The organism is Streptococcus sp. 27098_8_12 (assembly GCF_041432115.1).
Lineage (GTDB): Bacteria > Bacillota > Bacilli > Lactobacillales > Streptococcaceae > Streptococcus > Streptococcus parasanguinis_V.
In genome coordinates, this window is the sequence record NZ_JAPVZA010000014.1 from 54,997 (window position 1) to 77,120 (window position 22,124).

Annotated in this window: 24 protein-coding genes; 3 read left to right on the forward strand and 21 right to left on the reverse strand. The window is 42.4% G+C overall.

Annotated elements, in window-relative coordinates; translation table 11 throughout:
• Window positions 1-104: 104 nt before the first annotated feature.
• The 5 genes from O3629_RS07015 to O3629_RS07035 all read right to left on the reverse strand — a co-directional run bounded on the left by O3629_RS07015 (window position 105) and on the right by O3629_RS07035 (window position 4,656).
• On the reverse strand, window positions 105-794 hold the full coding sequence (locus tag O3629_RS07015; RefSeq protein WP_371608952.1) for a YjjG family noncanonical pyrimidine nucleotidase: 690 nt from the start codon (window positions 792-794) through the stop codon (window positions 105-107).
• Window positions 794-1,288 carry a YkgJ family cysteine cluster protein gene (locus O3629_RS07020; protein WP_003001664.1) on the reverse strand — a complete coding sequence of 165 codons (495 nt, stop codon included), beginning with the start codon at window positions 1,286-1,288 and terminating at the stop codon, window positions 794-796. Before O3629_RS07020 ends, O3629_RS07015 begins: the two co-directional genes overlap by 1 nt.
• 84 nt (window positions 1,289-1,372) lie before the next feature.
• Window positions 1,373-2,017: a hypothetical protein gene (locus tag O3629_RS07025; RefSeq protein WP_371608953.1), complete on the reverse strand. Its 645-nt coding sequence runs from the start codon at window positions 2,015-2,017 to the stop codon at window positions 1,373-1,375.
• A 308-nt stretch (window positions 2,018-2,325) separates the two neighbouring features.
• Window positions 2,326-4,152: a translation elongation factor 4 gene (lepA, locus tag O3629_RS07030; protein WP_009731117.1), complete on the reverse strand. Its 1,827-nt coding sequence runs from the start codon at window positions 4,150-4,152 to the stop codon at window positions 2,326-2,328.
• A 66-nt stretch (window positions 4,153-4,218) separates the two neighbouring features.
• The gene (locus O3629_RS07035) at window positions 4,219-4,656 is read right to left on the reverse strand and encodes a GNAT family N-acetyltransferase (RefSeq protein ID WP_371608954.1); all 438 of its coding nucleotides are present in this window, start codon (window positions 4,654-4,656) and stop codon (window positions 4,219-4,221) included.
• A 195-nt stretch (window positions 4,657-4,851) separates the two neighbouring features.
• Here O3629_RS07035 and O3629_RS07040 point away from each other — a divergent pair, with 195 nt between their 5' ends.
• From O3629_RS07040 to pepT, 3 genes are read left to right on the forward strand one after another with little or no spacing between them, the layout of a single operon-like run.
• Window positions 4,852-5,607, forward strand: a complete 756-nt coding sequence (locus O3629_RS07040) for an XRE family transcriptional regulator (protein ID WP_049486142.1) — start codon at window positions 4,852-4,854, stop codon at window positions 5,605-5,607.
• Window positions 5,604-6,425 (forward strand): Cof-type HAD-IIB family hydrolase, encoded by an 822-nt coding sequence (locus tag O3629_RS07045; protein ID WP_070665352.1) that lies wholly within the window; start codon window positions 5,604-5,606, stop codon window positions 6,423-6,425. The genes O3629_RS07040 and O3629_RS07045 overlap by 4 nt, the downstream gene beginning before the upstream one ends.
• A 2-nt stretch (window positions 6,426-6,427) precedes the next feature.
• On the forward strand, window positions 6,428-7,648 hold the full coding sequence (pepT, locus tag O3629_RS07050; RefSeq protein WP_371608955.1) for a peptidase T: 1,221 nt from the start codon (window positions 6,428-6,430) through the stop codon (window positions 7,646-7,648).
• 190 nt (window positions 7,649-7,838) lie between these two features.
• On the opposite strand, the gene O3629_RS07055 is transcribed toward pepT, so the two are convergent.
• The 16 genes from O3629_RS07055 to uvrB form a co-directional block, all read right to left on the reverse strand.
• Window positions 7,839-9,578 (reverse strand): carbamoyl-phosphate synthase large subunit, encoded by a 1,740-nt coding sequence (locus tag O3629_RS07055; protein WP_371608956.1) that lies wholly within the window; start codon window positions 9,576-9,578, stop codon window positions 7,839-7,841.
• Window positions 9,575-10,666 (reverse strand): carbamoyl phosphate synthase small subunit, encoded by a 1,092-nt coding sequence (locus tag O3629_RS07060; protein ID WP_371608957.1) that lies wholly within the window; start codon window positions 10,664-10,666, stop codon window positions 9,575-9,577. Before O3629_RS07060 ends, O3629_RS07055 begins: the two co-directional genes overlap by 4 nt.
• Window positions 10,667-10,790: 124 nt before the next feature.
• Entirely contained in the window at window positions 10,791-11,714 is a 924-nt protein-coding gene (locus O3629_RS07065; protein WP_302692232.1) for an aspartate carbamoyltransferase catalytic subunit, read from the reverse strand.
• Window positions 11,715-11,760: 46 nt separating this feature from the next.
• Window positions 11,761-12,279 carry a bifunctional pyr operon transcriptional regulator/uracil phosphoribosyltransferase PyrR gene (gene pyrR, locus O3629_RS07070; RefSeq protein WP_003001719.1) on the reverse strand — a complete coding sequence of 173 codons (519 nt, stop codon included), beginning with the start codon at window positions 12,277-12,279 and terminating at the stop codon, window positions 11,761-11,763.
• 262 nt (window positions 12,280-12,541) lie between these two features.
• A complete protein-coding gene (locus tag O3629_RS07075) occupies window positions 12,542-13,177 on the reverse strand; it encodes a Pr6Pr family membrane protein (RefSeq protein WP_371608958.1) in 636 nt (211 codons plus the stop codon).
• 224 nt (window positions 13,178-13,401) lie between these two features.
• Window positions 13,402-13,737 (reverse strand): zinc ribbon domain-containing protein YjdM, encoded by a 336-nt coding sequence (locus tag O3629_RS07080; RefSeq protein WP_003016288.1) that lies wholly within the window; start codon window positions 13,735-13,737, stop codon window positions 13,402-13,404.
• Between the two features lie 128 nt (window positions 13,738-13,865).
• A complete protein-coding gene (locus tag O3629_RS07085) occupies window positions 13,866-14,618 on the reverse strand; it encodes an HAD family hydrolase (protein WP_277838722.1) in 753 nt (250 codons plus the stop codon).
• Window positions 14,593-14,997 carry a PaaI family thioesterase gene (locus O3629_RS07090; protein ID WP_003016342.1) on the reverse strand — a complete coding sequence of 135 codons (405 nt, stop codon included), beginning with the start codon at window positions 14,995-14,997 and terminating at the stop codon, window positions 14,593-14,595. Before O3629_RS07090 ends, O3629_RS07085 begins: the two co-directional genes overlap by 26 nt.
• A gap of 84 nt (window positions 14,998-15,081) precedes the next feature.
• Window positions 15,082-16,179, reverse strand: a complete 1,098-nt coding sequence (locus O3629_RS07095; protein ID WP_371608959.1) for a hypothetical protein — start codon at window positions 16,177-16,179, stop codon at window positions 15,082-15,084.
• Window positions 16,180-16,182: 3 nt separating this feature from the next.
• Window positions 16,183-16,887 carry an ATP-binding cassette domain-containing protein gene (locus O3629_RS07100; RefSeq protein ID WP_371608960.1) on the reverse strand — a complete coding sequence of 235 codons (705 nt, stop codon included), beginning with the start codon at window positions 16,885-16,887 and terminating at the stop codon, window positions 16,183-16,185.
• A 291-nt stretch (window positions 16,888-17,178) separates the two neighbouring features.
• The gene (locus O3629_RS07105) at window positions 17,179-17,649 is read right to left on the reverse strand and encodes an 8-oxo-dGTP diphosphatase (RefSeq protein WP_371608961.1); all 471 of its coding nucleotides are present in this window, start codon (window positions 17,647-17,649) and stop codon (window positions 17,179-17,181) included.
• Between the two features lie 26 nt (window positions 17,650-17,675).
• Window positions 17,676-18,107: a hypothetical protein gene (locus O3629_RS07110; protein ID WP_371608962.1), complete on the reverse strand. Its 432-nt coding sequence runs from the start codon at window positions 18,105-18,107 to the stop codon at window positions 17,676-17,678.
• Entirely contained in the window at window positions 18,104-18,634 is a 531-nt protein-coding gene (locus O3629_RS07115; protein WP_371608963.1) for a hypothetical protein, read from the reverse strand. The genes O3629_RS07110 and O3629_RS07115 overlap by 4 nt, the downstream gene beginning before the upstream one ends.
• 30 nt (window positions 18,635-18,664) lie before the next feature.
• Window positions 18,665-19,288, reverse strand: a complete 624-nt coding sequence (locus tag O3629_RS07120) for an NAD(P)H-dependent oxidoreductase (protein ID WP_371608964.1) — start codon at window positions 19,286-19,288, stop codon at window positions 18,665-18,667.
• A 93-nt stretch (window positions 19,289-19,381) separates the two neighbouring features.
• Entirely contained in the window at window positions 19,382-19,879 is a 498-nt protein-coding gene (locus tag O3629_RS07125; RefSeq protein ID WP_371608965.1) for a GNAT family N-acetyltransferase, read from the reverse strand.
• A 14-nt stretch (window positions 19,880-19,893) separates the two neighbouring features.
• A complete protein-coding gene (uvrB, locus tag O3629_RS07130; protein ID WP_371608966.1) occupies window positions 19,894-21,882 on the reverse strand; it encodes an excinuclease ABC subunit UvrB in 1,989 nt (662 codons plus the stop codon).
• Between the last annotated feature and the right edge of the window lie 242 nt (window positions 21,883-22,124).

Here is a 22,124-nt window from a genome sequence, read left to right on the forward strand (position 1 = left end):
ATATTTTAATTTTCGGTGAAATAGACAAGCTATTTAGCACATGATCTATTATAACACATTTTATAGACCTGTCAAGAAAAAAACTTGACAGTATTTAAAATTTTTTATTTTATCAGTAAATCGGCGATTTCTTGATAGTTGCTAACGGTATAAGTCGGTACTACCAGGCTGGTATTTTCCTTACGATCAGGATTATACCAGACGGTATCAATCCCCGCAGCATGGCCTCCTGCGATATCCGCCGTCAAGGAATCTCCGATCATAAGGGTCTCTTCCTTGCTAAAACCTGGAATCAGTTGGCCAACTTTGTCAAAAAATGCAGGTTCTGGTTTCTGAGTATGAAGCTGCTCAGAGATAAAGACCTCTTTGAAATAAGAAGCAATTGTAGAATGAGCCAAGCGTCCTTCTTGAATGGCAGTCACTCCATTCGTTGCACCATAGAGCTGGTAACCCGCTTTTTCAAGTCGGGCCAGTAAGTCCTCCGCACCTGGGAAAGACTGCCCTTGAAGACTGATGTAATCTTGGTAGCGAAGAGCCATCTCAGCCCCATCAACCGTGATCCCAAAGTGGGCAAACCCAATCGCAAACCGACTATCCACGAGCTCTTGCTTGGTCAATTTCTTTTGCTCCAAATCCTTCCAGAGTCCTTGGTTCATGGGTTTGTAGTAATCCTTAAAGGCCTGTACATCTGGAAAATTCATGTCTTCTAACATCTGCGTCAAGGCTGTTTCTTCAGCAGATTCAAAGTCCAACAAGGTATGGTCCAAATCAAAAAGTAAAAATGTATATGCCATTACAAACGATCCTTCAATTTTTCTACAAATAAATAAGCTGCTGGGCAAGTGAGGGTATTCTTGATGGTCAGATGGTTGATCTGATAAATCTTCTTGCGATCGGTGTGCGGGAATTCCCGACAAGCTTTTGGACGAACATCATAGATGGAACAGAGATTGTCCCCACCAAGAAAGGGGCAAGGCATGGATTTAAAAACCTTGTCCCCATCTTCGTCAACTTGAAGAAATTCTGCCTCAAAGGCAGGAAGCTTCATCTTGAAATATTTGGCGATCCGCGTGATATCCGCTTCCTTAAAATCGGGCCCTAAGGTTTTGCAGCAATTAGCACAAGCCGTACAGTCGATTTCTTGGAAAACTTCATCGTGGATTTCCTGAGCTATTTTATCTAAATTCTTAGGTGGCTTCTTCTTGAGATTTGCCAATACCTTGCGGTGCTCCTTTTGCTTTTGGAGAGCTAACTGATGGTATTTTTCAATATCAATTTCCTGTGTCATCCTCTATTTCCTCTTCTAAACAATAGAAAGATTATACCACAAAGACTGTGAAAAAAGATAGATCTTGCGATCTATCTCACTTGATTAATCCGTTACAGCGCCTGTTCCATCTAGGCTCCAAGTGTCTTCAATGTATGGGATAAAGGTTTTCAAGGTTTCTGCATCCCCTTCAAAAGAAATGGTATAAACTTTTTCACCCTTCTGGAAAATCCAAGTAATCAGGTATTGACCAGATTTCATGACAATTTGAAGCTGGTAGGCGTCCAGACCTGAGACTTTAGTCCGAGCTCCCGTCATCTTCCCAACATCCTGGTTATCTTGCCACATTACAGCCAGTTTCTTGGCTAGAAATTCAGCATTAAACTCGATATCCGCAGGAACTTTGGCCTTTTCCCGGGTAAAGCTGTTCAAGGTGACAATATTATAGCCACTGCCATCTGTATATTGGACAGCTTCTGTCCCATCGATATCCGTGAACTTGATCCATTTACTTGGAATATCGATGTAACCATAATCTGCATTTCCAATCCGCTTGGTTTCTTGACTGGAAGTGGTTTTCTTTGTAGAAGCAGTATCCTTTGACGAAGAGCTGCTTGTTTGCTTTTCGACTTTGCTGCTACTTTCTTTTGTAGAAGAAGCTGCTGTGTCCTTTTGAGTGGTGTGACTACAAGCCATTAGTGTGCAGGTAGAAAGAATCGTCAGTGATGTAACCCATAATTTGTGTTTCATGCTCAACCTCCTTGAGAACGTTTTCTTTCCTCTAGTCTACCATGAAAGTGGGTATTTTAAAATAGGATAAGTGTCACATCTGATGGAACCTTTCTCATTCAGTTTATTTCTTTCAAACCTAAAACAAAAGGCTGGGACAAAAGTCCTAGCCTCTCAATTATTTTTGGATTGTCGAGCAAGACGCAGTGGTTGAGTGGGCTCTACTACGCTGATTTCATCAGCTTTTACAGCCCTACTCAACTGTGCGGAGGTGGTACGACGAAATCGAATTCTTACGAATTACCGATTTCTGTCCCACTCTCTAAATGTTATTCTTCATCCATTGACAAGACAGATAAGAAGGCTTCCTGTGGTACTTCTACAGATCCAATTGCTTTCATCCGTTTCTTACCAGCTTTTTGCTTTTCAAGAAGCTTGCGTTTCCGTGAGACGTCCCCACCATAACACTTGGCCAAGACGTTCTTACGAAGGGCCTTGATATCTGTACGGGCCACGATCTTATGACCGATGGCTGCTTGGATAGGCACTTCAAACTGTTGACGAGGGATAATCTTCTTGAGTTTCTCAACAATCAACTTACCACGCTCATAGGCAAAGTCCTTGTGAACGATAAAGCTGAGGGCATCGACGGTATCGCCATTGAGAAGGATATCCATTTTAACCAATTTAGATGGACGGTATTCAGACAACTCATAGTCAAAGCTCGCATAGCCACGAGTAGAAGATTTCAATTTATCAAAGAAATCAAAGACAATTTCCGCCAGTGGGATTTGATAGATGACATTTACCCGATTTTCATCGATGTAATCCATGGTCACAAAATCCCCGCGTTTCCGTTGGGCTAATTCCATAACCGCCCCGACAAACTCTTGTGGCACCATGATTTGGGCTTTAACATACGGTTCTTCGATCGAAGCGATCTTGGTTGGATCTGGGAACTCAGAAGGGTTGGAGACATCCAGTGCTTCTCCATCTGTCAAATTAACCTTGTAGATAACAGACGGTGCCGTCATAATCAAGTCAATATTGAACTCACGCTCCAAACGCTCCTGGATAACGTCCATATGAAGGAGCCCCAAGAAACCACAACGGAAACCAAAACCAAGGGCCTGAGAAGTTTCCGGTTCAAATTGAAGACTGGCGTCATTCAATTGCAATTTTTCCAAAGCTTCCCGAAGATCATTGTATTTGTTAGATTCGATTGGATAAAGACCAGCAAAAACCATTGGGTTCATTTGCTTGTATCCATGAAGGGGCTCACTTGCTGGATTGGTCGCTAGGGTCACCGTATCCCCGACACGGGTGTCCGCAACGGTCTTGATAGAGGCCGCAATATAGCCAACATCCCCAGTTGCCAGGAAATCACGACCGACTGCTTTAGGAGTAAAGATGCCAACTTCAGTGACATCAAAGGTCTTGCCATTGCTCATGAGCTGGATCTTATCGCCTGGTTTAACCATTCCATTGACCACTCGGACCTGAAGAATTACCCCACGATAGGCATCATAAACAGAGTCAAAGATCAAGGCTTGAAGAGGGGCTTCAACATCACCCGTCGGTGCTGGAACTTTCTCAACGATCTGCTCCAAAATCTCTTCAATCCCAATACCAGCTTTGGCAGAGGCTAGGACAGCTTCACTAGCATCCAACCCGATGACATCTTCTACTTCTGTGCGCACACGTTCTGGATCTGCAGCTGGCAAGTCAATCTTATTAATGACTGGCAGGATTTCCAAATCATTGTCCAGCGCTAGGTAAACATTGGCTAGAGTCTGGGCTTCAATCCCTTGAGCGGCATCCACTACGAGAATGGCTCCCTCACAGGCAGCGAGCGACCGCGAAACCTCATAGGTAAAGTCCACGTGTCCTGGTGTGTCAATCAAGTGGAAGATATAGGTTTCCCCATCTTTAGCCGTGTAGTTCAACTCGATAGCATTCAGCTTGATGGTAATCCCACGTTCCCGCTCCAGGTCCATACTATCTAAAAGTTGGGCTTGCATCTCCCGACTAGACACGGTTTCGGTTTTTTCTAAGATTCGATCGGCCAAGGTTGACTTTCCATGGTCAATATGGGCGATGATCGAGAAGTTCCGAATCTTCTCTTGTCGTTTTTTTAATTCTTCAAAATTTGGCATAATCATCTTCCTAGTAAAATTAATCGTACTCTTCATTATAACAAAAAAGATAGGCCTTTGCCTATCTTAATTCATTATTTTCAAAAATCGCTTCTGCGTTTTATTTCCCTCATAACCTATTCGTTCGTAAAAGAGATGAGCTTCTTTTCGATGAGAGGCAGAATTTAAACGGATAAAAGCATAATGCTTGCTTTTGGCAAGTTCTTCAACTCGTTCCATCAATTGGCGACCGATCCCACGTCCTTGAGCAGATGGAAAAACCGCAAGTCCTAAAATATTTAGACCAGCATCACTATAGAGACTTTCATAAACTTCTGCCTCCACATAACCAAGAATATGGCCTGTTTGGTCCTCTTCATAAACAAAGCAAAAATGACCCGAATCTGGCGAATTTAATTTATCGATCTGAGCTGCCACTTTCTCAAGGGTTGAATCATAACCCAAAGACTGGTGACATAAATCTCTAATTTGACCTGCATCTTTGACTTGAACGATACGAATCATAGCTCCACCTCCATGAACTCTTTGGTTTTATCTTAGACCTTTTTCCTCAAAAAGTAAAGGAATAGCAGATAAAATTTATAAAGAAAATCCGATTTAGATCAAATTCATCTTTTTTCGCATTTCTCAGGGATTTCTATTTACTTTTTCGATTTAATTCATTATAATAGTAAGGGTAAATACAAGGAGGTGAGTACGTTGGCCAGAGGTCGTGGAAAAGCAAGCCCTCAAGACAAAGAGGCATTACGGATTATATCGGAAAAGATTAGAGAATTACTGAAAGAACAAGGAAAAAAGCAGATCGAATTATCTCGTATTACTGGAATCCCTGCAAGTACCCTAACTGGATATGTAAAAGGGACTTCTCTTCCCGTTCCCGAAAATTTAGAGAAGATTGCAGCCTTTTTCCAGGTAGCAGTTGCTGATATTGACCCTCGATTGCGCAATGATTTTGTAGTCATTGATTCAGAGATTGAACGATTATATAAACAGCTTGATGAAGGAAATCAAGAAAATCTTCTTTCTTACGGAAAGAGTCTCTTGACCCATCAGAAAGAAAGACAGAAAATTGAAAAGCAATACCACTCGTATTCTGTCTATGATTCTTTTGCAGCTTACCAAAATCAGAAGCAAGCTGATATCGTTTGGTTTGATCAAAAGATTCCTTACGATTTGGCTTTTTGGATTCATACGGATTCCCTCGAGCCTAAATACGAAAAAGGGGCTGTTGTGTTAATCAAGCAAACCTATTATGATCAGGCAGGGGCTATTTATGCCATTGATTTTGATGGGCAAACGTTGATCAAACGTGTCTTTCGTGAGGCCAACGGTATTCGACTGGTTTCCCTTAATAAGAAATATAGTGATCAAATCATTCCACTAGATGAGGAACCTGGGGTGATTGGAAAAGTGATTGATGGCTTTGTTCCTCTTGATTTGGAGGAAATCAAATGATTCGATTAATTGCGATTGACTTGGACGGAACCCTCTTACATGAGGATAAGACTCTATCTAAAGGTAATATTGAAGCTCTTCACCGGGCCCATGAAGCCGGCTATGACATTGTGATCTGTACGGGGCGTCCATTAGCGGGTGTACGGCCTATCTTTGAAGAGATTGGTCTTCCGGATGGTAACTACTATATGATTATCAATAACGGGTGTACAACCTTGTCCACTAAGAATTGGGAAATCATCGGCAAGGAAGAGTTGAGCCTTGAGGATATGCACCGGTTGCATGTTTTGACGGAAGATACAGATGTCCAGCTAACCTTATTTGACATGGATCACTACCTAGTGGTCGCACCTGAAGCCAGTGAAATTGTCACGATGGATGCGGGCATTGTTAATAGTAAACCGACACCTGTCTCAGAAGAAGATCTACCCAACCTTGTTCCTATTTTTCAAGCCATGTATGTAGGAGATCCTTCTGCTATTGATGCCTTCCAAGCTCAGCACGAGGCTGCGTTGGAAGCCGATTTTAACACTGTTCGTTCACAGGATATCTTGTTTGAAATCTTGCCAAAAGGAGCTAGCAAGGCTTCTGCTCTTCAAGCATTAAGCCAAACATTAGGCTACAGGAGAGACCAGGTCATGGCTCTTGGAGATGCCAATAATGACCTTGAAATGCTACGTTTTGCTGGTTACAGCGTCGCTATGGGAAATGGAAATACTGCTGTCAAGGAAATCGCAGACTTCATCACCCTGACCAATGATGAGGATGGCGTGGCCCATGCTATTCACAAATTAATTGAAACTGAAAAAGGAGAATGACCATGAAATACCAAAATTTGTTGGACCGTTTTATTACCTATGTAAAGGTTAACACACGTTCAGACGAAAACTCTACAACCACTCCAAGTACCCAATCACAGGTTGATTTTGCAACAAATGTATTGATCCCTGAGATGAAACGCGTGGGTCTTCAAAACGTCTACTATTTGCCAAACGGCTATGCTATTGGAACGCTTCCAGCTAATGATCCAAGCTTTACACGCAAGATTGGATTTATCTCTCACATGGATACCGCTGACTTCAATGCCGAAAATGTCAATCCACAAATCGTTGAGAATTATGATGGGGGTGTCATTGCCCTTGGTGACTCTGGTTTCACACTCGATCCAGCCGATTTTGCTCATTTGAACAACTACAAGGGACAAACCTTGATCACGACGGATGGTACTACTCTTCTGGGTGCAGACGATAAGTCAGGTATCGCTGAAATCATGACAGCTATTGAATACCTGACAGCTCATCCTGAAATCAAACACGGAGAAATCCGTGTCGGCTTTGGTCCAGATGAAGAAATCGGAGTTGGGGCAGATCAATTTGATGCAGAGGATTTTGACGTAGACTTTGCCTATACTGTCGATGGGGGTCCTCTTGGAGAGCTTCAATACGAAACCTTCTCAGCAGCTGGGGCTGAAATTACCTTCAAAGGACGCAATGTCCACCCAGGTACAGCCAAAGGTCAAATGATCAACGCTCTTCAATTGGCCATTGATTTCCATAACAAACTCCCTGAAGGAGCACGTCCAGAATTAACCGAAGGCTATGAAGGCTTCTACCACTTGATGAACATCGATGGAACTGTCGAGGAAGCAAGTGCTAGCTACATCATTCGGGACTTTGAAACTGAAAGCTTTGAGAAACGCAAAGACCTCATGAAATCTATTGCTGATCAGATGAATGCGGAACTCGGTAGCGAACGCGTTCTCCTCACCCTCAAAGATCAGTATTACAACATGAAGCAAGTGATTGAAAAAGATATGACACCGATTACCCTTGCTAAGGAAGTCATGGAAGATCTTGGAATCACTCCAATCATTGAACCAATCCGCGGTGGTACAGATGGATCTAAAATTTCCTTTATGGGGATTCCAACACCAAATATCTTTGCCGGTGGCGAAAACATGCATGGTCGCTTTGAATACGTAAGTCTCCAAACCATGGAACGCGCTGTTGATACCATTATCGGTATTGTGACCAAAATATAAGAAAGAAAGTAAAAAGAGGCTGGGACAAAAGTCCTAGCCTCTTAATTGTTTTTGGATTTTCGAGCAAGACGCAGTGGTTGAGTGGGCTCTACTACGCTGATTTCATCAGCTTTTACAGCCCTACTCAACTGTGCGGAGGCGGGACGTCGAAATCGAATTCTAACGAATTACCGATTTCTGTCCCACTCTCTTATTGTATGTTAGAAAGATAGATTATATCTTTGACCTGATCAATTTTCTGAATCAGGTGAAGGCTTGTCTCATGGATAGGGAGATAATAGACTTTATCTGCCAAAGATTCTGTAAAAGGACGATTGGTGACTAAGATCACCTGTTGTCCTTTTTCTTTCAGCTCTTTCACTTGCTTTCTCACCTTTTGGTAAAAATGCTCATCGCAGATTTCTAGATCATCCACCAAGACACAAGCAGCGTCCAAACCCAATGATTCATTGGTTCCGTTTTGGGTCAGATAATAGGCTGCTCCCGCTTTGACCTCATATAAGCCAGCTGATGGCTCAACCGGAAGAAAGGCTGGGCTTGTTGCAACTTCTGCTGCTTTTTCCATTGCTACAAGGTTGGCTAGGACCTGCAAATAAACTGGTGCTAATTTACTCAAATCCAAGAGTTCCTCAAACTCAAAACCACGTTTCAAAGCTTCTAAGATATAGAAGAGCCGGTGGGGCATATGACGAGCAATTTTCTGGATTAATTCATCATCGCTCATTTCCTCAGGAAGGATGGTCAGCAAGTTCTTATCTTTAATGGTTTCTAGGGCTTGTTGATAAGCTTCATCGATTCTCTTCCCAAATCCATAAACTGCCCCATAAGAGTGAATTTGGGTATTGAGGCGGGCATTTTTAGCAGCATCAGAAAAAATCGGGATCTTAAAGAATATATAGTCCAAACTCGGTTCGTAAACAGCCTTTAGATCCTTTAATAAGGGGTGAGGCAAATGCTCGAGAGAACGCCCCAATTGTAGCTCTACTCCTTGCTCAAACAAGGAATAGCCCAAGCCCATAGAGGCCATTGAGATACTGTCTGAAGCAAATGGATTAACTTCTAGGATATAAAAAGCATAGCTCGTCGGATCCAAAGCAAACTTGATCGAAATCGCTCCTGTCAGCTTCAAATAGCGACTGATGTGGATCGCTGCTTCTCGAAGATTTTGAAACTCCCGGTCAGTCAGGGTGACCGCTGGCATAAATTGATAAGAGTCACTAGAGTGGATCCCGACAGGATCAATGCTTTCAATAGAAGCTGCCAAGTAGTGATTGTCTTCGCGATCACGCATGACCACAAAATCCAATTCCTTAAAGCCATAGGTCGAAAATTCTAGCAAACACTGCTGACTTGGAGAGACAGCAAGTCCCGTTTCTACTGCTTCGCACAAGTCATCCAAGTTATGAGCAATCTTTCGCCCCTGCCCTTGCTTACTCGCTACCGGCCAGATCATAATGGGAAATTGAATGCCTTCAGAAAACTCAATGGCTTCTCGAACAGAACCAACCAGTGCGGAAGCGGGTACCTGATAGCCCAGCTCTTGAAAAAGGCGTCGTTGATCCGCCTGCTGATAAAAGGTCCGGTAGCGTTGGAGACTCGGTCCAATAATCCTAATCGATGCCTCTTTGAAAAATCCAGTTTCTTCCAAACGAAACAAGAGGTTCAAAATCTGTTTATCCGCAAAGGCTAAGAGCAAGCGAGATCCAGTATAAGAAAGAAGAATCGTCCTAAGAGCATCCAGCTTAAGCTTACTGACTACAACCTGTTCTCTGGCTTCTTGTGTGATAGTATTTTCTTCGCCCAGATAAAGGACCAGAGCATTCCCATCCTTGGCATTGAGTTTTTGTGCTTCATTTACCGCAGCCAAGAGGCTAATATCCTGATAAGAATCTCCACATAGGAGAAGCAATTTCTGGTTTTGGTTCATCATTCCTTCTCCCTTCTACTTTCGTGAATTTTAGCATCAATCAATTCTAAAAATTCATCGTAAAAATAGAGATTTTCCCTTGGCCCTGGACTCGCATCCACTTGGAATTGAACCCCTAAAATCGGTTGGTAACGATGGCGAAAAGCTTCGATACTATGGTCATTGACATTTTCATGCGTGACCAATAAATCATGGGGCAGCCTATCTCTCGCAATACTATACAAGTGATTTTGACTCGTTATCTCAATTTTTCCTGTCGCAATTTCACGCACAGGAATATTTAAGCCGAAATGCCCGACTTCCATGGGAGCTAGCTCCGCTCCATAAGCTTGAGCCAGTACCTGTGCTCCCAAGCCCATGCCCCAGATCGGAATTTGACCATTGAGCTTTTTGATCAAGCGGCAGAGTTTTTTCACCTGATGGGGATCGCCAGGCCCACTGGATAAAATAACCCCATCTGGTTGCTGTTCCATCAGTTCATCATAAGAGATATCATAGGGATAAACTGTCACATTACAGTCCCTTTGACTCAGCTGGCGTAAGACAGAGTGCTTGACCCCTAGATCAATCAAGGCAATACTCTTTCCAAAACCTGGTACAGCATAGGCCGTTTTTGTCGAGACTTGACGCACTTGGTCTTTGGGAAGGACTGTCGCTCGCAACTGATCTAAGATATGCTCGATCGAATCCCCCTTGTTAATGACAGTCGCCTTCATCCGTCCATACTTGCGGACAATTTTTGCTACCTGTCTTGTATCAATCCCTACAATACCAGGGATTTTTTTTCGCTTCAAGAATTCATCCAAGGTCATCTGCTGTCGCCAATTACTCGGCATCTCCACCAGATGTTGAACCACTACTGCCAAACAAGTGGGTGTAATGGATTCAGAATCGTCCCGATTGATCCCTGTTGCGCCAATAACTGGAAAGGTAAAGGAGAGGATCTGGCCACTAAAAGCCTGATCCGTGATCAATTCTTGATAGCCTGTCATGGCTGTCGTAAAGACCAATTCACCAGTCACATATAAGTCTGCACCAAAGGCTTCTCCTTCAAATACAGTCCCATCCTCTAGGACCAATAATCGTTTCATCGAACCCCTCCCTTCTTTTACACTAATCCAATTTTATCATAGTTCCTCAAAAAAAGGAAAGTCAGATTCCATGTAGCTGTCTACTCTGTCCTCTTTCTTTCCTTTCAATGAATTGTCAGTTATCTTATTTTGCACCGCGACCTTTAAGGACGGCTTCAATGATGGCCATACGGACAAAGACACCGTTGGTCATTTGTTCTACGATACGTGATTTAGGAGCTTCTACCAAGTGGTCCGCAATTTCAACGTCACGGTTGACTGGTGCTGGGTGCATCAGGATCGCTGTATCTTTCATACGGTCATAACGTTCTTGAGTCAAGCCATGAAGACGGTGGTAGTTTTCTTTAGAGAAGAGTGATTCGTAATCATGACGTTCGTGTTGCACACGCAAGAACATCATCACATCTACTTCTTCAATGACTTCATCGATAGTGACGAAACTTCCATAGTCTTCAAATTCCGCACTTCTCCATTCGTCTGGACCTGCAAAGTAGAGGGTTGCTCCCAAACGTTTCAAGATTTGCATATTTGATTTTGCCACACGTGAGTGATCCAAGTCCCCAGCGATACAAACTTTCAAGCCATCAAAGTGACCGAATTCTTGGTAGATAGTCATCAAATCAAGCAGGCTTTGGCTTGGGTGTTGACCTGAACCGTCCCCACCATTGACGATAGAGGCTGTGATCGTTGGGCTTTCAACCAATTCTTTGTAGTAGTCCACTTCAGGGTGACGGATGACGCAGACATCTACTCCAAGAGCTGACATGGTCAAGATGGTATCGTAAAGTGTTTCCCCTTTGTTCACAGAGCTTGTCTTCACATCAAAGTCAAGGAGATCACATCCCAATTTCAACTCTGCCACTTCAAAGGCTTTGTGGGTACGAGTTGAAGGTTCAAAGAAAAGGTTTGAGATGATGTGTTGGTCTTCGTAGGCTGCTTTTGCTCCGTTTTTGAACTCAATCCCACGTTTGATCAATGCCATTACTTCTTCATTGGTAAGAGTTTCCATTGAGACAAGGTTTTTAAGAGCGATTTGATTTTCAGACATGTTGATTCTCCTTTTAAAATGTGAATGCAAATAGTTTACAATTTGTTTAAGCTTCTTTGATGAGGACGCGGTCTTGACCGTCTAGTTCCACCATCTCGACAATGATTTCCTCTGACTTACTTGTCGGGATATTTTTCCCAACAAAGTCCGGACGAATCGGCAACTCCCGATGCCCACGGTCGACTAGAACCGCCAGACTCACTCGAGCAGGACGACCGTGACTGACCAGATTATCAATGGCAGCGCGTATCGTGCGACCTGTATAGAGGACATCATCGATCAAAATGACTTCTCTATGAGCGATATCAACTGGTAAGACCGTTGTATCCTCAGTCGCCTTCATGTCATCTCGGAAAGGCTTGGTATCTAGTTCTGCAACAGGGACATCGATTTGTTCCAGCTGAGAGAGGCGTTCTTGGATACGGCGAGCGATGTAAACACCACGCGTCTTGATCCCCACCAGCACAATCTGGCTTAAATCTTTGTTTCGTTCAATGATTTCGTAGGTGATCCGGGTAATGGCCCGTTTCATCGTCAAATCATCAACGACTTCTTTGGTTTTCATTCAGTCCTCCTTAGTTGTAAAAGAAAAACCTCCTTTTTCAAGGAGGTTCAGCAAATGAATGGTCTAAGAGGATAGAGTCTCGCCCTACGGTCCTAGCCATTGTTTTTCACAGTCTCCTTGCCTGCCTCACGGGACAGGATTAAAGGATTTATTTAATTGAGATAACTATATCACAGTTTCAAACGACATGCAAGAAAAAACTCAATATTTTTCAAAAAAATTTAAAATCATGACTTTTCGTCCGAATAATGTTCGGTTTTTACTAAGAAACAGCCGATTTCCGCTTGATATTTTTAATCCCATAGAGCACATAGCCAGCCAAGAGGTAGGCGATAAAGATGATCACTACCCATTTGCCAACAAAGCCCCAGCCGTATTTATTAACATTGATAAAGAAATAGGCAAAGGGACTATCTTTTGCACCTGGAATCGGCCACTTCAATACCAACCCATTGAAAAGGGCAAAGAGCATGTAAGCCAGGGGAATCAAGGTCCAAAGGAAGGGATCGAGTCTACGGTATTGCTTGGCTTTATCAATCACTAGGGTATCAAAGAAGAACATCAGAGGAACGATGTAATGACAAAGGAAGTTTTCCAAACGATAAAACTTCTCTGGTGTCGCAAGAGGCGCCAACATAAAGTGGTAGATGATACAGGTGATCATAATGGACATGGTAACTGCGCCTTTCATACGAAGGTAGCCCTGAGTCTGGGTCGAACGCCCTCGAACCATGCGCCAAACCATGTCTCCCATAAAGAACATGACCAACATGTTAGATAAAATGGTGTAATAGAGCATCATGCCAAAGCCACCATGCTTGGTCAGTTGCAGATAAACACCGAGTACACTTAAGATAAACAATAGAAAACGATAGCTAAATAATAGTTTGAATTTCATAGTATTCTCCTGAAAGAAAAGGGGCTAGGCCCTTCAGTTTAATCAGGAACTTTCCTTAAGTGAAGACGGACGTCAGCGAACTTCTACGAAGTTCCATGACTTAGTTTTGAACCTAAAGTTTCAAAACTCCCGAGTACTTGAAACAATACTGTTTCAAGTACTTTTCTCACAGCGGAAAGTTCCATTATAAACTTAAACAACTCTATTAATTTGTGTACTGTTCTTTAAATCTTCTTCACAAATTCTGATTTGAGTTTCATTGCACCAAAGCCATCAATCTTACAATCGATGTTGTGGTCTCCTTCAACGATACGGATATTTTTCACGCGCGTACCTTGTTTCAAATCTTTCGGTGCACCCTTCACTTTCAAATCTTTGATCAAGGTCACCGTATCGCCATCAGCCAATTTGTTTCCGTTGGCATCAATCGCTACGACACCCTCTTCTTCTTCGACCTCAGCTGGGTTCCATTCATACGCACACTCTGGGCACACCAAGAGCGCTCCATCTTCATAGACATATTCAGAGTTACATTTTGGACAGTTTGGTAAGTTATTCATTTTTATCTCCTTATTCAAATTAACTTTCATAGTATACCATGAAAGCGAAAATTTGACAAATCCTGCTCGACTGTAGCATTTTCATGAAAAAAAGAGGCGACTTGGCCTCCCTACATGGATGATATTTCTCAATCTTCCTGCAATTCTTGAATATCTCGAATCACCCGCACACCTGCTTGATTCTTCTCGCGCAGTTCAGCATCAGAGTACGGGAAGGTATTGATCAAGATACTCTCCATCCCGATACTTTGGGCAACAGCGACATCTGTTGTAAAGTCATTCCCCACCATGACCGTTTTCTCAGGGTTCAACTGGTGTTCTTTCATCACTTCCAAGAGAAAATCTGGCTGAGGTTTTCGAATACCTGCATCAGACGACAAGTAAATGGCATGGAAAAGTTCTCTCAAGCCAACCAAATCAATCTCCGGATTGGTAAAAACTGCTTGAGCATTGGATAAGAGAAAGATTCGGCAACCTGCGGCTTTCATATCCTCTAATACTTCTTTCGTGTGAGGATAAAGCTCCAACCGTTTGCGAGAAAGGACACGGAAAGTCCGCGCAATCAAACGTCCCCACTCTTTGAGGTGGGAAACACTATTCCCGCTTGGATGACCTTCTAAATACAATTGCACAAAAATGACCGTCAGATCAATCTCTGGGTAGGCAACTTGTTTTTCCTTAGCCAAGTCTTCTTCGGCTTGTTGCACCAACTCTTTATAACGCAGTCGCAAGACTTCTCCTGTATAGCTTGCCCCGTAGGATTGGTAGATCTGAGCCATGGTATCCCATAAAATGGGACTCGACTCATCGGTTTCGATGTCGACCAAGGTTCCATAAAAATCAAAAATATAGTTTTTAAATGCGTACTTGTGCGGATTCATCTCTCACTCCCGTAACAAACATCGTAAAGGTTGCCTTGCAGACATTGGCCCCGTCTTGATTGGTAATATCGACATCCACTACTCGAGTCGTCCGTCCACTGTGGACACATTCGCCATGGATCGTGAGGACATCCCCCAGACGCCCTGCTTTCAAGTAATTGATCGAGGATTGCAAGGTCACCCCATCGACCCCTTGAGAAACCACGACCAACCCACTAACTTGGTCACACAGGGTAAAGAGATAGCCTCCGTGCGCATTTCCATAATAATTGAGAGATGATTCCACGACCTTGGTTGTCACCACTACATGACCATCTCTCATCTTTTCGATTTCGTAATTTTCAAATGCAGCAATTGCATCAAAGTGAAAATCTTTCATATTACTTGCCACCTTTTCTAGCATCTTTTCAACTCCTCTATCATACTACAATTAAGAAGCAGATACAAGCAAAGGGGCAATTCCTTAGAAGCAGAAAAGGAGACTCCAACTAAGTAAGAAGACGATACTAGGCACAATGTATTTTCTTGGGTGCTTCCAACATTCCCTCTTTAAATTCCATTTTCTTAAAGGGAAATAGATTTCAATCAGTAAGTGCAAAACAGCTTCAACTACTGCTAGAATCATCACTCCTAGTAAAAATAGGATCCCCAAGTCAGGCATGACCACCATTTTTAATAATAGAGCAACAAATAGATTCACAGCTAAGAAATAAGTCAGCAATACACGGTAATACATCAAGTAAAAGAACCGACTCTTAGGAAGTGACTTAACATGATCAATCAAATCTTTATCAGCGGAAATGAGGGTGGTTAATGGCGTATTGACAGAAGCAATCGTTAAAAGGATGATGATTTTTAATGGAGCATCATAATCCTGTATCAGAATGAGAAGGAGGAAGATGAGAGTAAAGATAAAATTGATGGAAAAATAGCGCTCTTGAAATAAGGAAATCCAAAAATAATTGCCACTTCTTCTCTTTGCGACGAGCAACTGATCATTTTTTGAAATCGCGATCAAGTCCTCATTTTTAAAAATAAAGATAGCAACGAGGGCTGACAGTAAGATCATATAGGACACTTGTTGGACCCATAAAGAAGATACTGAAAGAACAGTCGTTACAAAAATGAGCACTCCTCCTAGAAAACTAGGCCTGGTATTGAACTGGATAAAGATATAAAACACACTCAATACCACCAGTAAGGAAAGGAGGACGAGCTTAAAGGATTGTAGCAGATCTAACCTGACTCCTAAAAAGAGGATCAATAACAGCACGCGCTCTAGTAAATTGAGAAGAAAGGTTACCGCAAGAAAAGACCCTTTGAAATGATTGAGAGACAAAGGAAGTTGGTAGTAGGCCTGGACCCTGTCCATCGAAAAGTAGGAATACAGTAATTGAAAGGTTGATAGAGCAGTAACAATAGCCGTACTGATCAGCAAGACTTGAAAGCTCGTAGAAAATTTTGCCCCAACAAGATGGTAATAAAGAGCAAAGGCTAAGGAAGTCAAGAACAAGAAGAGCCGATTTTTGGATACCAAATCTTTAAAAATTGCTAGTAGCATGCTCTACCCCCTCTGACGATTGATGTCATGAAACCAATCTTCTAAATTCGATTCGATCGCGTCTAGGTGACCATCTTCAATAGAATAAGCTGTATCACACACCCGAACGATACTCTCTGCGATATGCGAACTCATCAGAATAGAGCCTTCTTCTTTATATTGCAATAGCAAACCATATAGAAATTCTGTCGCATCAAAATCAAGGCCATCAAATGGTTCGTCCAAAATAAGGAGGGGAGGTTTGAGATAAAAAGCTGTGATCAAGAAGACTTTCTTCTTATTTCCCGTTGACAAACTACCGATATCGGTGTTGAGAAATTCTTCAAAATGAAAGCCTGAAATCAAGTCCTGCAATAACGTTTCATCTCTCTTTCGATGATACAAACGACAGACAAAATTAAAATAATGAACAAAATCCCAGTTTAAAAAACTATTGTTTTCAGTAAAAACTGTATAGGTGCGGCTCTTATAGAAATTTGTATGAAAAGAGGTCGCCTTGTCTTCTATGGTAACAGTCTCAACTGCATACTGCCGATGATCAAAGACACTACTTAAAGCTTTAAGCAAGGTTGTCTTCCCTGCTCCATTTCGACCAATCAACCCTACTACAGAATGATTGGGTACAAACAAATTCGTATCTTTTATAATGGGCTTATCTTTTTTATACCAAACGTTTAGCCCCTTGATGTTTAAACACTCACTCTTCATCGACGCACTCCTTTATAAAGGTAAGAAGCCCCAACTAAAAGCAACAGCAAAGCGTATAACCATTCCTTTTGAAAGGCAAAGACTAAGGCGCCGATCAAGAAGCAAATTCCTATAAGGATTCTAAATTGTAATTTCATATCTTGCCTTCTTTCTATTCACAGTATGAAAGATTACAATTGTATTTTATGCTTATACTATAGTACTTTTTCTGAGCAGATTCAAGCACGAATGAAATATTCTTACTTCTTTTACCTTACAAGCAAAAAAAGCTAGATCCCTCTAGCCCTTTGCTTAAAATCTTAATTTTTCCCAATCATCGTCTGTCCGTTTGCGATAATAGTACTCGGACAAATCTGGGTCTTCCATCACTTCCAGCAGAGGCAGCATATCGTAGGATAAGTCCAACTGTTCTAATTGGTCTTTCTCAACCCAAGAAACTTCTCCTTCCTCAGATGATCTGAGCTGGCCTGAGAATCTTGTTGCCTTGTAGCAAAAGACAATATAGCGACCTCCATCGTCTAGCGGCCAGTCTTTGACTGCGACGAGTTTTGGATCTGCAATCGTCAGTCCTGTCTCTTCATAGACTTCACGGATGACGGATTCTGCAAGACTTTCTCCTTCTTCAATATGGCCTCCAGGAAAGGCATGACCAGACCATTTTTTGTAACGCTCTGGAGAGCGGTATTGGAGGACTACTTTTCCATTCTTAGGATCTTCTACCAAACAAAGATTGGTAAGTACAGTAGATGTTGCGCGTGACATAAATTTCCTTTCTATGATGTTAACAATTAATCAACATAAACCTTCTTTTGTATCTCTTTCTTCATCACAAAGGGATTTACCAGCTCATGATATTCATCAAACCCGTCCAAAAGAAAGCCTCTCTCAAAGATAATGGTCTTCTCTTTTAACGAATATTCCGAGTGAATTGTTACCGGACCATGGCCATCAAAGGTAAAGAACAACTCAATGAAAAATACCAAAATCACCATAGCAAAGAGACTCAAAAGAACACTAATAAGATTCTTCCAATTTGGAGCATGTTTTCGATAGAATCGATGCCAGATGTGAGCAAAAGCCGTCCCAGCTCCAAGATACAGCCAGGGATTCCACAGGAGCGGTGTAAATGCGTAGCCATAGAATCCTAAAAGAAAATTAGCTAGCATGAAAATCAGTAAAAGAATATAAATAATTTGAAATACTTTTATGAGTTTAATCATTCCTGCTTTCTCTTCTTTTTCCTCAATTTTATTATGAACAAGATCAAGGCCGCTAGAATAAAGAAGATCGCATAGGTCACGATAGGAAACCAGATGTATTTCAGATTCAAGGTGTAAAGCGCTGGAATATAATCTCCCATACGTCGTCCTTTGATCCCAAACCCAATTTGCACAACAGACGTAATTGCATTCAGGTACAAAAAGACGGTTGCGAAATTTTCAATGGAAGATCGGTCATCTTTCTGCACTCGAAAGACATTAAAATACAATCCATTCAGCAATAAATATAGATTCATGAATAAAGGAAATAGATAATTAAAATCACGGTAAGTCCTTGGGATTAGATCATTGTCAAAAAGAAAGACACCTAGGGTCGCTCCCATTGCTAAAAACATGATAAAATCCAAAAGCATACCAATACCTGAATGCCTTTCAAGCCACAAGTTTAAGCGATCTAACCAGCTTCTTTTACTCTTTATTCTATTTTGATGGTTGACCTTCTTTACAGTATTTTTCTTCTGCTTCATTACCCTCATTCCCTAACCTTAAGGATTTACTCAGAGTTTTTCCACTTCTGCTGCTACCTTTTGAAGATGCTGTTCCCGCATGCTAGCGGTGTTCACATCCCGACCAACTTCTCCTAAAATGCAGACACGCTTGGTTTTAATCCCACAGTGGTTCAAAACTGCATTCTTTAAGACAGAAATACCATAACTATCTGGAATGTTGAGAGGGCCTGAAAAGATTTTGTACCACCAAGTAGGCGCCATGGAGGTTGCGTAAATACTGGCCGTTTTACCTTTGAGCAACTTCTTGAATTGCTTGCCTCTCAGATAATTCCAGATAAAGCTCCCCTGATCATTGGCCGAGTAGGCAATCCTAGGTGTGAAGACCCGATCGATCCAACCTTTCATAAGACTCGGCATACTACTCCACCAGATGGGATAGACAAAGATCAGGTGATCCGCCCACTGGATCCATTCTTGAGAACGAAGGATAAAGGAATCTTCCTCCATCCTCTTTCGATAACCATAGCGAAGAACAGGATCAAAGTCCTCTTCATTGAGACTGATCACTTTAAGCTCATGGCGACTTGGATCAATCGTTTCGACAATGGTTTGAAAAATAGCCTGACAGTAACTTTCTGGATCAGGGTGCCCATTGATCACTAAAATCTTCATTCGTCTTCTCCTTCATTTCTTTAGTTCATTCTATCTCTTTTATTTTTTTACTTGATTAATTGATAATGATTCAAAGATTGATAGATACGTTCTTTAAGAATTATTATTTGAAGAACACATCATCCGCAACTCCTTAACAGGTTTTCCAAGTTCAAGTATTTTTTCTTGACCATCAAAAGTAAAACCCATTTTTTGATAGAAAGCAATAGCTCGCTTATTATCTTTCAACACCCATAAATAAATCTCAGAGAAATGATCGAGAACGGCAAATGCAGCATGCATTAACTGTTTACTCACACCTTTTCCATAGTAATCTTTTAAAACATATAAGGCGATGATTTCACCAGCTTGAATGGCTTCATCACAAAAATTTCCATAGCTGATAAATCCAACGACCTTCTTTCCATCCATCGCAATCAAGGTATTTTCTGGATACTTTTGACTAAAGAAACGACATTTTTCTAATGTCATCGTCTCCTGAAATTCCGCGGGTAAAAGATCGTCATAAGCCTCTCTCCACGTTTGCCAATGAACGAGAGATTTTCCTTCTATCTCTTCAGGAGTTTCCATTGTTTTAATGATAATCTTCATTCGCTTTATCCTATCTAATCCAAAGCCTTGACTTCCAACATCATATCGCGGATTTGCGCTGCCAGCTCGAAATCAAGCACTTCGACTGCTTCTTGCATTTGACCTTGCAGTTTCTTGACCAGTTCCTTGCGCTCTTGGCGGTTGAGACTGGTGATATCCACTTCCTTGTCCTCTTCCTTGGCCACCGCCTTGGTAACAGAGATCAGGTCACGGATTTCCTTCTTGATGGTTTGTGGTACAATACCATGCTCTTCATTATAAGCCATCTGGATTTTCCGACGACGGGCTGTTTCATCGATGGCTTTTTGCATAGACTGGGTCATGGTGTCCGCATACATGATCACGTGACCCTCGCTATTACGAGCAGCACGACCAATGGTCTGGATCAGCCCCCGTTCGTTACGGAGGAAACCTTCCTTATCCGCGTCGAGAATGGCAACTAGACTCACTTCCGGTACGTCAATCCCTTCCCGAAGAAGGTTGATACCGACCAAGACATCAAAAACGCCCAAACGCAAATCACGGATAATCTCCGTCCGCTCCAAGGTCTTAATGTCCGAGTGCATGTATTTGACCTTGACCCCCATTTCCTTGAAGTAATCGGTCAAGTCTTCCGCCATCTTCTTGGTCAGAGTGGTGACAAAAGTCCGCTCTCCACGTTCTACACGCGCATTGATCTCACCCAAGAGATCGTCCATTTGACCCATGGTCGGACGCACTTCCACCTCGGGATCGAGTAGACCTGTCGGACGAATGATCTGCTCAATGACAGTATCCGTTTGTTCCATCTCATAGTCGCCTGGTGTCGCAGACACATAGACGATCTGGTGGACATGGCTTTCAAACTCCTCCCGACGCAGTGGCCGGTTGTCCAAGGCAGATGGCAAACGGAAACCATAGTTGACCAGCATCTCCTTGCGCGAGCGGTCACCATTGTACATGCCCTTGATCTGTCCCATGGTCATGTGGCTTTCATCGATCATGATGAGAAAATCTTCTGGGAAGAAGTCAAGGAGGGTGTAGGGAGGCTCTCCTTCACTCCGGCCATCCATGTGACGGGAGTAGTTTTCGACGCCATTGGTGTAGCCCATCTCCCGTAGCATTTCAATATCGTACTCAGTACGCTGTTTCAAGCGTTGAGCTTCTAGCAACTTCCCTTCCTTTTCAAAGACTTTTAACTGCTCTTCTAGTTCCGCTTGAATCTTGGCAATGGCCACTTCCATATGGTCATCATTGGTCACGAAGTGAGTGGCTGGGAAGATCGCTAAGTGGTCCACATCTCCTAGAACCTGGCCGGTCAAAGCTTCAATCTCACGAATCCGCTCGATCTCATCCCCGAAAAACTCGACTCGAAAGGCATGCTCATCACGCGAAGCTGGGAAAATCTCGACCACATCTCCACGGACACGGAATTTCCCCCGTTGAAAGTCGATATCATTGCGTTCAAACTGGATGTCCACCAAGTCATTGAGCAAACGATCTCGAGAAATCTCCAGACCAGGACGCAAACTGACCACGCTGTCGGAATATTCCTTAGGCGAACCCAACCCATAGATACACGAAACAGACGCGACTACAATGACGTCATTTCGTTCTAAAAGAGCGGAGGTTGCTGAGTGACGAAGCTTGTCAATCTCATCATTGACCGAACTATCTTTTTCGATATAGGTATCGCTCGATGGCACATAAGCTTCTGGCTGGTAGTAATCGTAGTAAGATACGAAGTACTCGACCGCATTTTCAGGGAAAAATTCCTTGAACTCCCCATAGAGCTGGCCCGCTAGCGTTTTATTGTGGGCGATGACCAGGGTCGGCTTATTGACCTGGGCAATGACCTGACTCATAGTATAGGTCTTCCCCGTACCAGTTGCCCCCATCAAGATTTGAGCCTTTTCGCCACCTTCGATGTTATCCACCAACTGTTCAATGGCCTGCGGTTGGTCCCCAGACGGTTGGTATTTGGATACTAGTTTAAATTTGTTGTCTGTAATTCTATTAATCATCTCTTTGTCCTCACATATATAGACCTTATTTTACCATAAATCACCAGAATTCTCTTAGATGAGGAATGAAGAGAGAAGACAACAGGTTACAGAACGATCCATTAAATTGGTACATGAGCGAATTACAATCTAATTAATTGGACACTCGTTAGCATAAAAACTAAACAAGACTCTCGCAATTACTTCGAAAGTCTTGTCTTTTATTCTAAAACCATGCAATACGAAACAAGAGTCTGGGACAA